At 40.3% G+C, this 13946-nt stretch carries 11 protein-coding genes, 1 rRNA gene and 1 pseudogene; 7 read left to right on the top strand and 6 right to left on the bottom strand.

Annotation, left to right across the window (positions count from 1 at the left end):
- Positions 1-12: 12 nt before the first annotated feature.
- From AC5YCD_RS12730 to AC5YCD_RS12715, 4 genes are all read left to right on the top strand, one after another.
- A complete protein-coding gene (locus tag AC5YCD_RS12730; protein ID WP_496130384.1) occupies positions 13-354 on the top strand; it encodes a DMT family protein in 342 nt (113 codons plus the stop codon).
- Between the two features lie 186 nt (positions 355-540).
- Positions 541-1053 carry a 5-(carboxyamino)imidazole ribonucleotide mutase gene (gene purE, locus AC5YCD_RS12725; RefSeq protein WP_496130383.1) on the top strand — a complete coding sequence of 171 codons (513 nt, stop codon included), beginning with the start codon at positions 541-543 and terminating at the stop codon, positions 1051-1053.
- A gap of 15 nt (positions 1054-1068) precedes the next feature.
- Complete coding sequence (locus AC5YCD_RS12720) at positions 1069-2190, top strand: 5-(carboxyamino)imidazole ribonucleotide synthase (protein ID WP_496130382.1); 1122 nt, start codon at positions 1069-1071, stop codon at positions 2188-2190.
- A 517-nt stretch (positions 2191-2707) separates the two neighbouring features.
- Complete coding sequence (locus AC5YCD_RS12715; protein ID WP_496130381.1) at positions 2708-3991, top strand: lytic murein transglycosylase; 1284 nt, start codon at positions 2708-2710, stop codon at positions 3989-3991.
- 50 nt (positions 3992-4041) lie between these two features.
- On the opposite strand, the gene AC5YCD_RS12710 is transcribed toward AC5YCD_RS12715, so the two are convergent.
- The 5 genes and pseudogenes from AC5YCD_RS12710 to AC5YCD_RS12690 all read right to left on the bottom strand — a co-directional run.
- Positions 4042-4419 (bottom strand): hypothetical protein, encoded by a 378-nt coding sequence (locus AC5YCD_RS12710; RefSeq protein ID WP_496130380.1) that lies wholly within the window; start codon positions 4417-4419, stop codon positions 4042-4044.
- A 117-nt stretch (positions 4420-4536) separates the two neighbouring features.
- The gene (locus tag AC5YCD_RS12705; protein ID WP_496130379.1) at positions 4537-5448 is read right to left on the bottom strand and encodes a matrixin family metalloprotease; all 912 of its coding nucleotides are present in this window, start codon (positions 5446-5448) and stop codon (positions 4537-4539) included.
- Between the two features lie 219 nt (positions 5449-5667).
- The gene (dnaK, locus tag AC5YCD_RS12700) at positions 5668-7608 is read right to left on the bottom strand and encodes a molecular chaperone DnaK (RefSeq protein ID WP_496130378.1); all 1941 of its coding nucleotides are present in this window, start codon (positions 7606-7608) and stop codon (positions 5668-5670) included.
- Positions 7609-7728: 120 nt separating this feature from the next.
- Complete coding sequence (gene grpE, locus AC5YCD_RS12695; protein ID WP_496130410.1) at positions 7729-8271, bottom strand: nucleotide exchange factor GrpE; 543 nt, start codon at positions 8269-8271, stop codon at positions 7729-7731.
- Between the two features lie 755 nt (positions 8272-9026).
- Positions 9027-9380: pseudogene (locus AC5YCD_RS12690) on the bottom strand (hypothetical protein); the annotation flags it as partial.
- 162 nt (positions 9381-9542) lie between these two features.
- Between AC5YCD_RS12690 and AC5YCD_RS12685 the strand changes: the two are divergent.
- Positions 9543-10604 carry an alpha/beta hydrolase gene (locus tag AC5YCD_RS12685; protein WP_496130377.1) on the top strand — a complete coding sequence of 354 codons (1062 nt, stop codon included), beginning with the start codon at positions 9543-9545 and terminating at the stop codon, positions 10602-10604.
- On the opposite strand, the gene AC5YCD_RS12680 is transcribed toward AC5YCD_RS12685, so the two are convergent.
- Positions 10601-11293 (bottom strand): hypothetical protein, encoded by a 693-nt coding sequence (locus AC5YCD_RS12680; protein WP_496130376.1) that lies wholly within the window; start codon positions 11291-11293, stop codon positions 10601-10603. The genes AC5YCD_RS12685 and AC5YCD_RS12680 overlap by 4 nt on opposite strands.
- Positions 11294-11386: 93 nt before the next feature.
- On the opposite strand from AC5YCD_RS12680, the gene AC5YCD_RS12675 reads away from it, so the two are divergent.
- The gene (locus AC5YCD_RS12675; RefSeq protein WP_496130375.1) at positions 11387-11959 is read left to right on the top strand and encodes a peptidylprolyl isomerase; all 573 of its coding nucleotides are present in this window, start codon (positions 11387-11389) and stop codon (positions 11957-11959) included.
- A gap of 406 nt (positions 11960-12365) precedes the next feature.
- A 16S ribosomal RNA gene (locus AC5YCD_RS12670) occupies positions 12366-13902 on the top strand.
- The last annotated feature ends 44 nt before the right edge of the window (positions 13903-13946 follow it).

Raw genomic sequence — 13946 nt, 5'->3', positions numbered from 1 at the left:
TAAGACATAGTCATGCTATTTCCATTGTTGTTATTGATCGTTGCCAATTGTTTTATGACATTGGCATGGTATGGACATTTAAAATTTTTACCGCATGATGCACCTATGTGGCAGGCGATTTTATTCAGCTGGATCATTGCATTATTTGAATACAGTTTAATGATTCCTGCGACTAAACTATTAGCGCAGCAAGGTTGGGCAGTCGGTCAAATGAAGATCACCCAAGAAGTAGTGACCTTACTGGTTTTTGTGCCCTTTATGATTTTTCTATTTAAACAACCATTTAAATTGGATTACATTTGGGCGGCTTTATGTTTATGTGGTTGCGTGTATTTTGTATTTCGTGGTCAATAATGTGAATAATCAATTAATTCTTAAGATAAAATGTAAGTTTAAAGAAAAAAACAATAAAAATCGTGCCTTGCTTTGACCGTTAAATTTTCGTCGCGGCATTTTTATGTCTATAATGACCACTGATTCATGAGAGCTTGGACGCTCGTCCGAGGTCTATCTTTCCTTACTTCAGTTGGAATATTTGCAATGAATGCGGCTGCTACACAAGATGCTCCTTTAGTTGGAATTATCATGGGTTCTCAATCAGATTGGGCAACTTTAGAACACACTGCCAATATGCTTAAGCAGCTTGGTGTACCTTTCGAAGCCGAAGTCGTTTCTGCACACCGTACCCCAGACCGTTTATTTGAATACGCAGAAACAGCGCGTGACCGTGGTATTCAAGTGATTATTGCTGGCGCAGGTGGCGCAGCACATCTACCAGGTATGTGTGCCGCAAAAACTGATTTACCTGTACTCGGTGTACCTGTGAAATCTTCAATCTTAAATGGTGTAGATTCATTACTTTCTATTGTACAAATGCCAGCAGGTATTGCGGTAGGTACTTTAGCGATTGGCCCTGCAGGTGCAGCCAATGCCGCCATTATGGCAGCACAAATTTTAGGCTTAACACGTCCTGAAATTGCCAAAAATGTAGCAGATTTCCGTGCTCAACAAACTGAAAAAGTGGCAAGTAAAAATATTCCGGGTCAGGCATAAAACGGGACATAGGTTATGAAAAAAACCATCGGTATTTTTGGTGGCGGTCAGCTCGGTCGTATGATGGCGCAAGCGGCATTACCTCTAAATATTCAATGTACCTTCTTTGAAGCAAGTACGGATTGTCCCTCTGCCGCTTTAGGTCAAGTGTTTTCAACTCAAGCCGAAAACGGTTTACAGGACTTTATTCATAGTGCTGACGTGTTTAGTCTAGAATTTGAAAATACACCTTTGACGGATGTTGATGTTTTAACACAGCAAAAAGATTTGCATCCACCGCGTCAAGCTTTAGCCATTGCTCAGCATCGCTTATCTGAAAAAGCTTTGTTTGATGAGCTGGCGATTCCAGTTGCGCCATATAAGGCAGTAACTTCAGTTGAAGGCTTAACTGCTGCCGTAGCTGAACTTGGTTTACCAATTGTACTCAAAACCTCGCGTGGCGGTTATGATGGTAAAGGTCAGTTTGTGTTGCGTCATGCAGATCAAATTGAGCAAGCGTGGGCAGAACTTGGCCCTGCGGGGGAACTCATTGCAGAAAGTTTTGTCACTTTCTCACGTGAAGTATCGATTATTGCAGTACGTGGCAAAAATGGTGAAGTAAAAACTTGGCCATTGGCGGAAAACCATCATCATCATGGAATTTTGTCGCATTCAATTGTACCTGCGCCTAACAGTAGCGATTTGCAACCTGTCGCTGAAGACTACATTACGCGTTTGTTAAATCATCTCAATTATGTAGGTGTATTAACGCTTGAATTGTTTGTGACAGACAAAGGTTTATATGCCAACGAGATGGCACCACGTGTGCATAACTCAGGGCATTGGTCGATTGAAGGCGCAATATGCTCGCAATTTGAAAACCATGTTCGCGCTGTTGCAGGTTTGCCATTGGGTTCAACTGAAATTGTTCGTCCAAGTGTTTTGGTCAATATCATTGGTCAATATCCAAAAACTGAAGATGTTTTGGCTTTAGAAGGTGCACATTTACACCTTTATAATAAGTCAGAGCGTGAAGGTCGTAAGATTGGTCATATCACCTTAGTACCAAATGATTCAGCACAGTTGGTGACTTTATGCCGCCAATTAGCAAAAATTTTACCTAATCCGTTGGCACTCAGCGAAGATATGAACATCTAAGCCTTGAATTGCCCAATAAAAAAGCGATCACCCTGTGGATCGCTTTTTTTATGCATTCAGTTCAGGCAGAATGCGCGTCTTTCGCATTCGCATGCATATTGGTTTTGATCGTGAATCACAATATTCTCCCATATTTGTGATGTTGACCGGTCTCAACCAATACTTAAAACTCTAAAAAATTTGAATTCAAAACAATGTTACATGCTCTGTGCGGTTTCTTATTTGCATATTTTATTCACAATCTCAACTTATCCACTTAATAATCCATAGACTTATCAACAGAAATATCCACTTTGGCGATGCTTTAAATTTAAAAGTTTAGGTTTAAATTTAGAAAAACTGTTGAGATATCAATAATATTTAATTGTAGTGTTATGTTTTGAATTTAAAACTATATCTAGACTAGGTATTTTTAAATTTAAATTGCTTAAATGAATTTAAATTTACCTAATATGGCTTTAATTTTTAGTACAGAATGCTAAGGTAAATAAAATTTAAATTTAAAAAAAGGGACGTTATGCAGCGCATTGCTTTGCTTTTAGGGTCGTTTACGTTGGCAATGACGGCTCAGGCTGAGTTGCTGATTAATGGTAAGCCGGTTTCAGTTACGCCAGCAGCTACTTCGTCAGCCCAATATACGCCAAATAATAATTTTCAAAGTTGCTTAAACAACTTACGCGGTCAGGCAATCGCTAGAGGCGTCTCAGGTATGAGCTACGACCGTTATACGCAAAATTTAGCACCTGATTATTCTGTGATTGAAAGACTCAATTATCAGCCTGAGTTTTCAACTCCTATTTGGGATTATTTATCTGGCTTAGTCGATGAAGAGCGAGTGCAACTCGGCCGACAAAAATTAGCAGAACATCGTTCGGTGTTAAGCCGTGTAGAAACAGCTTATGGCGTACCTGCCAATGTTGTAGTTGCAGTATGGGGTGTAGAAAGTAATTTTGGCGATATTTCAGGAAAATATCCATTGTTACAAGCTTTAGGTACCTTAAGTTGTGAAGGTCGTCGCCAAAGTTATTTCCGAGGCGAATTTTTTGCTGCGATGCGTATTTTACAGCGTGGTGATGTAAGCCAAGATCAACTTAAAGGTTCATGGGCTGGGGCATTTGGTCATACTCAATTTATGCCAAGTACCTATGAAGAGCTAGCAGTTGATTTTGATGGTGATGGGCGTCGTAATTTAGTTTCAAGCACTTCTGATGCTTTAGCGTCGACTGCGAATTTCTTAAAAAAACGTGGTTGGCAAACAGGGCAGCCATGGGGTTTTGAAGTTAAAGTCCCTGCCGGTATGTCACTAGCTAATGAGGGACGTCGTAACAAGAAATCTCTACAGCATTGGATTGATCGTGGTGTGATGCGGGCTGATGGTACACCTTTAGTACAAGGTAACTTAAGCTACGCTTCGCAAGCAGGGCTGATGGCACCCGCGGGTGCTCATGGACCTGTATTCTTAGTCTTTAAAAACTTCGATGCCATTTATGCTTACAATGCGGCTGAGAGCTATGCTTTAGCGATTGCACATTTATCAGATCGTATTCGTGGACAAGGGCCATTTATGCAGTCTTGGCCAACTGATGATGCAGGCACTTCACGCGCTGAACGTCGTGAAATTCAGACAATTTTGTTAGCACGTGGCTATGATATTGGTGCAGCGGATGGTTTAATTGGGGATAAAACCCGTAAAGCCATTATGAGTGAGCAAGCACGTTTAGGTTTAGCACAAACTGGTCGGGCAGGTCAGAAAATTCTGCAAGCTTTACGTCAAGATCGAGCACGTAACGTGATGCGCTAAAATAACACTAAAAAAGGTCTGTATTTACAGACCTTTTTTTATAGTTCATATTAATCACACAGTTTGACGGCGTCTAACAGATCAAAAATAATAGTCGTCACATCTTGGCTTAAATTGCGATTATTAAAAATCTCATACGCGCTAATAGTGACATCGGTATCGCTTGGTAATTGACGTTGTTCTTCTTCAATAAGATCTTTGATAGGCAATAAAGTTTGTTTTACTTGTAAATGCAAAACATCTTCAAAGTGAATATTGTCATCTTCAAGCTCAATGATTTGTTCATTAAAATAGGGCAATAAAATTGAATGTAAGTAGGGACCAATTTCAACAATATCAAAGATTTCAATATCGCGAGTTTCTTCAACAGTGCTGATATGATCATTGGCTTCAATCAGAATATGGTAGTAACTCACATGCCTCTCCAAAGATGTATTATTTTCATTGAAGCTTCACAATAACATGAAAAAATTGAATTTGTTGTAGATTCAAGAAAATACGCCTAGAAAAAGTAAGGGATTCTTACACTGTAACCTAAACGGCCATTATTTTTTCAGCAAAAGTTGTAAGTCAGCAGGGCTTAACTGAAAATTGTGTGCATTTTGCTGTTGTAAAATAGGATGCATTAAACCATAAGGATCATCATGATGCCCAAGCCCTAAAGCATGACCAAATTCATGTGCTAAAGTTAAGCGTAAATCATCTTTCGAACTAAACTCATAAATCATAATTTGTTTGCCATTAAACACACCTTTATCAAATTTTTTGCCAGAAAAACGTGCATTAAAACCTGAAACCTCTTGTGATAACTCTGCATTTAAAGCATTTAACTGTATGACTTCTTGATTTAAAACATGAATCTTTTGATTATGTTGATGAATCTGCTCGCCTAATCTTTGCTGTTGTTGCTGCAAATATAATTTCTGATCTTCTAAAGTAAAACGTTGGGTGGCTGTGGCACCGCCTTGTGCATTGATCTGTTGCACTTGCTGATTATACAAATGTGTCGCTTGATTAAGATCATTACGCTTTTGACTCAGTTGCTGCTGTAAATCTTTTATCTGCTGCTTGAGTTGCTGAGCTTGCACATGGCGTTGTTGCCAAAGCGCCTGTTTCGATTCAATCTCACTCAATTTTTGTTGTCTAAAATGACTTTCTGATTGGCGTTCATCATAAATAAAATGAATACTCAGTTTAGCCTTTGGATCATAGACGAAGTAGTTTTTCCCATCTGCCTGCTGCCAAATTTGTGTCGCTTCGAATGCTAATTGCTTTACTTCGGCTGAACTAATATCAAAGCGTGGATCAATTTCAGCAATTCGGTAACGGATCCGATGATCAAAAGGAGCCAAAATTCGGTCACTAATGGGATGATGCCTTAAATGTGGATATTGCAGATTTTGATAAACCAGCAAAACACTGAATCCAAATAGGAATAAAATTGCTAAGCGCAGCATAAGCCTCATCTTGATATTTTTTGATTAATTTAGCTTAAATGCAGCACAGAACACACGGTTTTATTTGAGTAATATTTTATGTGTACATTTAAAAGAGGGCACATTATTCAAGTTTAGGTGGGTGGAGCATGTAGACAAAAATTACTTTTAAGCTCAATCGGCAGTCTAATTAGGCATAAAAAAACCGCGCTTACGCGCGGTTCTTTTTAAAGAGACAAATTATTTTTTGTCGTCTTTTACTTCTTTGAATTCAGCATCTACAACGCCATCATCCGCTTTTTGTTGTTGACCTGCATCACCACCAAATGCGTTCGGGTCAAAACCTTGTGCGCCACCAGCTTGTTGAGCTGCTTCATACGCACGTTGTGTGATTGGCATAATGATGTTTTGAAGCGCTTCAGTTTTCGCTTTAATTTCTTCAACATCATTTTCTTTAGTCGCAGCTTCTAATTCAGAAACAGCAGTTTCAACCGCAGTTTTTTCGTCAGCTGTTACTTGTTCGCCAAGATCTTTCACTGCTTTTTGAGAAGAAGCAACTAAGGCATCTGCTTCGTTACGTGCTTTTGCAAGCTCTTCAAATTTACGGTCTTCTTCAGCATTCGCTTCAGCATCACGGATCATCGCTTCGATTTCAGCATCAGATAAACCTGAGTTGGCTTTAATCTGAATCGATTGCTCTTTACCTGTGCTCTTGTCTTTCGCAGATACTTTCAAGATACCATCAGCGTTGATGTCGAAAGAGACTTCAATTTGTGGCACACCACGTGGCGCAGGTGGGATATCGCCCAATTGGAAATTACCTAACAATTTGTTTTGCTGCGCCATTTTACGTTCACCTTGGTAAACCGAAATGTCTACAGCAGGCTGGTTGTCAGCAGCAGTTGAGAACACTTGAGATTTCTTCGCAGGAATCGTGGTGTTTTTCTCAATAATTGGCGTTAACACGCCGCCCATGGTTTCAATACCAAGTGTAAGTGGCGTTACGTCAAGAAGAAGTACGTCAGTTTTGTCACCTGAAAGTACAGCACCTTGAATCGCAGCACCCATTGCAACCGCTTCGTCAGGGTTCACGTCTTTACGTGGTTCACGACCGAAGAATTCTTGTACTTTTTGTTGTACAAGTGGCATACGAGACTGACCACCAACTAAGATAACGTCAGAGATATCAGAAGTTGAAAGACCCGCATCTTTAAGCGCAATACGGCAAGGTTCGATAGTACGAGCAACTAAGTCAGCAACTAAACCTTCAAGTTTTGCACGTGTTACGTTGATCACTAAGTGTTTAGGACCAGTCGCATCAGCAGTGATGTATGGAAGGTTGATTTCAGTTGCGTTAGAAGAAGAAAGTTCAATCTTCGCTTTTTCAGCCGCTTCTTTTAAACGTTGAAGAGCAAGTGGATCTTGTTTCAAGTTTACGTTTTGCTCTTTCTTGAATTCTTCAACAAGGAATTCAATTAACGCGTTATCGAAGTCTTCACCACCTAAGAATGTATCACCATTTGTAGAAAGCACTTCAATTTGTTGGTCGCCATCAAGGTCAGCGATTTCAATGATTGATACGTCAAATGTACCACCACCTAAGTCGTAAACAGCAACTTTACGATCGCCTTCTTTTTTGTCCATACCGAACGCTAACGCCGCAGCAGTTGGTTCATTGATGATACGTTTAACTTCTAAACCTGCAATTTTACCTGCATCTTTTGTTGCTTGACGTTGAGCATCGTTGAAGTAAGCAGGAACAGTAATCACTGCTTCAGTTACTGTTTCACCTAAGTAATCTTCAGCTGTTTTTTTCATCTTTTTCAAGATTTCAGCAGAGATTTGTTGTGGCGCAAGTTTTTTGTCGTTTACATCAACCCAAGCATCGCCATTGTCTGCTTTAATGATTTTGTATGGGACAAGACCGATGTCTTTTTGCACTGCTTGGTCTTGGTACTTACGACCGATCAAACGTTTGATCGCGAACAGTGTGTTTTTAGGGTTAGTTACTGCTTGACGTTTCGCAGATTGACCTACAAGGATTTCGCCATCTTTATAGGCAATAATAGATGGAGTTGTACGCGCGCCTTCAGCGTTTTCGATAACTTTAACGTTGTCGCCTTCAAGTACTGCTACGCAAGAGTTTGTAGTACCTAAGTCAATACCAATGATTTTAGCCATTAGATGGATTCCTCAAAAATTCTGTTGTGATGTTTCACTTGTTATTCGATATGAGAGCCGTTGAAGATTTTTCAAGTAAATTTTTTGAAAATATTTTCTAAGCTCTCGAATTTTTTAGCTTTAAGCGCCAACCATAACCATAGCAGGGCGTAATAAACGACCGTTTAGGCTATAGCCTTTTTGCAACACTGTGCCAATTTCGTTGGCTTTCGCATCAGGTGCAATACCTACAGCTTGATGCAAGTCTGCATTAAAGCCATTTTCTGTATCGACCGCGACAATACCAAATTTCTCTAAAGTAGAGAGCAATGATTTCAGGGTAAGTTCTACACCTTCAGACAAAGGCGTTTTTTCTTCGCCTGCAGCAGCAATTGCACGTTCTAAGTTATCAACGGTGTCTAATAACTGCTTCGCGAATTTTTCCAAAACAGCGTCTTTATGTTTGTCTGACTCGCGTTGAATGCGCTCTACACTTTTTTGCGCTTCATAGACTGCATTGGCAGTACGTGCTTTTTCTAGCTTAAGGTCGCCTTCGAGTTGGGCAATTTGCGCTTGTAAAGATTCAACGGTAACTTCAGCCTGCTCAGTTTCGGCTTGAGTTTGCGCTGTTGTTGGTTCCGCTTGCTCTAAGTCTTGAGCTTGCTCATTTTGCTCAGTCGCCATTGCTTTACTCCGTTTGAATGGGTTCTTAAACATGTACAGTCCTTTGGCATCAGCTCTAACTCTGTTAACTCTGAACTGCCATGAGTTTGATAAATTTCATGATTGCTAATAGAAATCGGGGCGGGGATTGGAAATTCAAGCACCACTTGCATTAAATCTATAAATAATCTGCGATTGGCTCATTTGCATAGAAGATCAACCGAATCATCAGGCGCAGCAGAAAAAATTTAAATCACGATAAATTGAACATGATAATAGCGCATATTATTGATCATTAGATTGGTGTTATTTTTTTATAATTTTATTAAATATCAGTTATTTAATATTAAATTTTTATTTTCATATATTTGATTAATATTTAAAAGCGATCAATATTTGACTAAATAAGTATTTCTCAATAGCTTGGTTTTTGCATATTATTTATTCAGATTCTATGGCTGTAGTTTCTTTTCGGTATTTTAGAAATACATTTTTCAAGACTTATCCAACCTCTGGATAGGTCTTTTTTTTTGCTTAAAAAAAGAAGCGCTTTTGGCGCTTCTAGTACAAGATTAACGTTGGCGTTGTTCTTCAAAATATTTAATTGCCTTTTGACGCTTATCTTCATTGATGCGACGCTGTTCTGCAGCACGTCTTTGTTGATCAACTTGACGTTCTCTTTTTAGCTGTTCCTGACGCTGTTTGTTGGCTTGTTGTTCGCGCTGGCGTTGCTGTAACTGCTGTTCACGTTTGCGCTGTTGTTCAACTTGCTCACGACGTTTACGATCTAAATCTTGATTACGATCACGTTGTTGCTGTAATTGTTGTTGACGACGTTTTTGTTCTAACTGTTGACGTTCGCGTTGTTGTTGTAGACGCTGTCGTTCTAACTCAGTTTTTTGTCGATCTAGTTGTAACTGACGGCTACGATTTTGCTCAGCTAAACGACGACGTTCTAGTTCTAAACGTTGCCGTTGTTGCGTGTCATAACGGTTATCATAATTACGGTCATAGTTGCGGTCGTAGCCACGATCATAACGTCCATCGTAATAACCATCGTCTGGAAAAGCCACACAACCCACAGCTAAAAATGTGGTTGCCACCGACAATAATAAAAGTTTTTTAGCCATGTTGTTGATCCTTGTGCCAAAATCTAAACTGTAAATAGCATAACGGATATATGGATTTGGCTGTGTTATAGATTAGATGATTTATATAACAATATAGTGGCAAAGTCGTTTGATCATGTAGAAATTATGAAGATTTTAAGCAAATTTAAGGAATAATCATCAATGATAAAAATAAAAAAAATATTGCAGTATAGCCAAGTTCCAGCTGCACGGCTTATTGATCATTTACCCCCATTTAGTCAAAAGGCTTTGCTGAAGCTGTTGGGCTATCCTTATGATTACCCGCAACTTGATCCATTTACTGCTTGCCTAATGGCTATTAAGTATAAGCAAAGGCAAATAGGATTTTTAGCCCAAGATGTAGAGCGTACACGTCATCGTTATGAACAACAAATGCGATTATTATCTGCTCGCCAAACTAAAGTTGCTCAAATTCAAGATTTACGTTTGCCATTGGCAAGCGCTACTTTAAAAGCTCGTCATTATCATCCAAAGCCCAATAAAAAATTAGCCATGTTGGTTTTTTATCATGGCGGTGGTTTTGTCGCAGGTGGTTTAGAAACTCACGATGAAATCTGTCGTTTACTGGCGCACACGATGCAGGTGCAAGTTTTAAGTGTGCAATATCCTTTAGCACCTGAGGCTGGCCCACAACAGGTTATTGATGCGAGTCAACAGGCTTTGCAATGGGTATATGAGAACCGTCGCCAATTAAATATTTATAAAGCGCGTATTGCCATTGCAGGTGACAGTGCAGGCGGCAATATTTGTGCAGTCGTGGCACAGCGTAGTATTAATTATAGCTATGCACCACAAGCTCAGTTACTCCTTTATCCTGCGATTGACTTTAATTTTAATTATCCTTCGCTACAGATGTTTGGATATGGTTTAGCATTAACTGCAGCTGATGTGAGGCAGGTGAAACAACTATATGCGCATCAACATGCTATCGCGCTTGATGATCCGATTATTTCACCTATATATGCCAAGCCCAATGTCTCTTTAGCTGCGACCTTTATTGTGACAGCAGGCCATGACGTATTACATGATGAAGCGGAGTTGTATGCAGAAAAATTAGCTGCACATGGTTGTAGGGTGCAATATCAAAATTACTTAGAACAGGCGCATGGCTTTATACATTTAACACCTATTTCCAAACAGGCGAAAAAACATTGCTTAGAAATCGCCAAGCAATTTAAAAAATTTTGGTGGGCCCATGTTTAAAGTGTTTCACGTGAAACATGTTTAACCAAATGGACTTTTGCTTCAGGTAAGATTAATTGCACTTCAGGCATATAAAAGCTATCGATATAACGTGCTTGATTAAAATTTGGAAATAACCCATCAGTGTTATGCCATTGCACTGACTTTAATTTACATAACTTACCGCGAAATTGAGGGGTGAAGATATAACGCTGTCCTTGCCAGTGTTGTTGTACATTTAAAATATGGTCTGGTAATTGGTGACTATTAATATAAAAACTAGAATTATTCTTCGCATGATTTAATTGAATCATCATACTTTGCTGCTGAGTCTTAATTTCACAATACATGCCAGTAGTAGTTTTAGTCCAATTAAATTGCGCAAGCTCCTTAGGTAAACCCCAAAAGGTTTGGCCATGCAGGATAGATTCCCGACTAGAAACTAGTATTTTGACAATAGAAGAATAACGTTGTCTTTGTTGCACAGGATGATCGACAATGAACAAAGCATCATAACTGCCAATCGGAGTATGCTGATAACGTAATAAAACCACATGCAACATATGACCGCTACGAGAAGCCCGTAAATTAAATGTTTTAGCATGTTGTAAGAATTGTGGACTGGCCCAATAATTTAAAATATAGGCTTCGCCATGACATTGCCACGGTGGATAGTGTTTTAACTCAGGTAGTATTTGTTGTTGAGTCATATTAATTCCTTTTCGATGCTCAGGACTGTTTTATTTATACTGAACGACTAATATCAAGAAATTAAAGTAGAAACGATTTGGATTGGTAAACAAATGTTAAAAAAAATCTTAGTAGCAAGTGTAATGGCTGGAACGAGTTTAAGTAGCTACGCTTCAAATACAGTAGTTGAAATGAAAACCACGATGGGCAGCATTGAAATTGAACTATTTAATGCACAAGCACCTATAACTATAAAAAACTTTGAAAATTATGTGAAAAAGAAATTTTATAATGGCACCATTTTTCATCGCGTTATTCCAGGGTTTATGATGCAGGGTGGTGGTATGACTATTAATATGCAGGAAAAGCCAACAGCTAAGGCGATCATGAATGAAGCCAGTAATGGTATTAAAAATACTCGTGGTACTGTTGCGATGGCACGTAGCAATGATCCTAATTCGGCTAAAAGCCAGTTCTTTATTAATGTGGCGGATAATTACTTTTTAGACCAAACGCCAGAAAAGCCAGGTTATGCTGTATTCGGACAAGTCATTAAAGGTATGGAAATCGTAGATCAAATAGTTAAATTGCCGACTACACGTTATGGTGTACATGCAAATGTGCCAAGAAATCCAGTCAAAATTTTAAGCATACAAATTAAGACCACAAAACTAAAAAATAAATAATTCTTTATAAAAATATTTAAAATTATAAACTTATGCACTATTTTGGTGATAATGAAGCTGCAATTGCGCACAAAAAACAAACACTCGTTGGTGTTTTGTTTGCAAAATACTTGCTAAGCAAAAAAAACCACCTATAATGGCCAGCATACCAACGCAGTAAAGCGCAATAGATTTAGCACGAAGTGTTAAGTTGTTGAGTTTTAATGTGTTTTAACTTTTTTAGCGACGAGCTATAAAGTTAATCATTAAGAGATTATGAAGAACAACTTGTGTGGATTTTTACTGGTTGATCAATCGAATATATTTTCATTGATAATTGGTAAGAATTTCTCGAAGTTTATTTGAGCAAATTTTTTGTCAGTAATTGATGAGCCAAGATTGGTGCCCTATAGGCACTATTGATTTTAAACTGAAGAGTTTGATCATGGCTCAGATTGAACGCTGGCGGCAGGCTTAACACATGCAAGTCGAGCGGATGAAGGTAGCTTGCTACTGGATTCAGCGGCGGACGGGTGAGTAATGCTTAGGAATCTGCCCATTAATGGGGGACAACAGTTGGAAACGACTGCTAATACCGCATACGCCCTACGGGGGAAAGCAGGGGATCTTCGGACCTTGCGTTAATGGATGAGCCTAAGTCGGATTAGCTAGTTGGTGGGGTAAAGGCCTACCAAGGCGACGATCTGTAGCGGGTCTGAGAGGATGATCCGCCACACTGGGACTGAGACACGGCCCAGACTCCTACGGGAGGCAGCAGTGGGGAATATTGGACAATGGGCGAAAGCCTGATCCAGCCATGCCGCGTGTGTGAAGAAGGCCTTTTGGTTGTAAAGCACTTTAAGCGAGGAGGAGGCTACTTAGATTAATACTCTAGGATAGTGGACGTTACTCGCAGAATAAGCACCGGCTAACTCTGTGCCAGCAGCCGCGGTAATACAGAGGGTGCGAGCGTTAATCGGATTTACTGGGCGTAAAGCGTGCGTAGGCGGCTTTTTAAGTCGGATGTGAAATCCCTGAGCTTAACTTAGGAATTGCATTCGATACTGGGAAGCTAGAGTATGGGAGAGGATGGTAGAATTCCAGGTGTAGCGGTGAAATGCGTAGAGATCTGGAGGAATACCGATGGCGAAGGCAGCCATCTGGCCTAATACTGACGCTGAGGTACGAAAGCATGGGGAGCAAACAGGATTAGATACCCTGGTAGTCCATGCCGTAAACGATGTCTACTAGCCGTTGGGGCCTTTGAGGCTTTAGTGGCGCAGCTAACGCGATAAGTAGACCGCCTGGGGAGTACGGTCGCAAGACTAAAACTCAAATGAATTGACGGGGGCCCGCACAAGCGGTGGAGCATGTGGTTTAATTCGATGCAACGCGAAGAACCTTACCTGGTCTTGACATACAGAGAACTTTCCAGAGATGGATTGGTGCCTTCGGGAACTCTGATACAGGTGCTGCATGGCTGTCGTCAGCTCGTGTCGTGAGATGTTGGGTTAAGTCCCGCAACGAGCGCAACCCTTTTCCTTATTTGCCAGCACTTCGGGTGGGAACTTTAAGGATACTGCCAGTGACAAACTGGAGGAAGGCGGGGACGACGTCAAGTCATCATGGCCCTTACGACCAGGGCTACACACGTGCTACAATGGTCGGTACAAAGGGTTGCTACCTCGCGAGAGGATGCTAATCTCAAAAAGCCGATCGTAGTCCGGATTGGAGTCTGCAACTCGACTCCATGAAGTCGGAATCGCTAGTAATCGCGGATCAGAATGCCGCGGTGAATACGTTCCCGGGCCTTGTACACACCGCCCGTCACACCATGGGAGTTTGTTGCACCAGAAGTAGGTAGTCTAACCGTAAGGAGGACGCTTACCACGGTGTGGCCGATGACTGGGGTGAAGTCGTAACAAGGTAGCCGTAGGGGAACCTGCGGCTGGATCACCTCCTTAACGAAAGATTGGCGACCGGTAAGAATCCACAACAAGTTGTTCTT

The sequence above is a fragment of the Acinetobacter sp. CY05 genome, assembly GCF_059515805.1.
The sequence above is the reverse complement of the archived record's forward strand: the minus strand, read 5'-3'. Positions and strand labels throughout refer to the sequence as shown.

Bases quoted from the DNA above. Each gene is read 5' to 3' on its own strand.
- AC5YCD_RS12705 (WP_496130379.1), bottom strand. From the start codon at position 5,448: ATGCTGCGCTTAGCAATTTTATTCCTATTTGGATTCAGTGTTTTGCTG.
- grpE (WP_496130410.1), bottom strand. From the start codon at position 8,271: ATGGCGACTGAGCAAAATGAGCAAGCTCAAGACTTAGAGCAAGCGGAA.
- purE (WP_496130383.1), top strand. From the start codon at position 541: ATGAATGCGGCTGCTACACAAGATGCTCCTTTAGTTGGAATTATCATG.
- dnaK (WP_496130378.1), bottom strand. From the start codon at position 7,608: ATGGCTAAAATCATTGGTATTGACTTAGGTACTACAAACTCTTGCGTA.
- AC5YCD_RS12680 (WP_496130376.1), bottom strand. From the start codon at position 11,293: ATGACTCAACAACAAATACTACCTGAGTTAAAACACTATCCACCGTGG.
- AC5YCD_RS12730 (WP_496130384.1), top strand. From the start codon at position 13: ATGCTATTTCCATTGTTGTTATTGATCGTTGCCAATTGTTTTATGACA.
- AC5YCD_RS12720 (WP_496130382.1), top strand. From the start codon at position 1,069: ATGAAAAAAACCATCGGTATTTTTGGTGGCGGTCAGCTCGGTCGTATG.
- AC5YCD_RS12685 (WP_496130377.1), top strand. From the start codon at position 9,543: ATGATAAAAATAAAAAAAATATTGCAGTATAGCCAAGTTCCAGCTGCA.
- AC5YCD_RS12715 (WP_496130381.1), top strand. From the start codon at position 2,708: ATGCAGCGCATTGCTTTGCTTTTAGGGTCGTTTACGTTGGCAATGACG.
- AC5YCD_RS12675 (WP_496130375.1), top strand. From the start codon at position 11,387: ATGTTAAAAAAAATCTTAGTAGCAAGTGTAATGGCTGGAACGAGTTTA.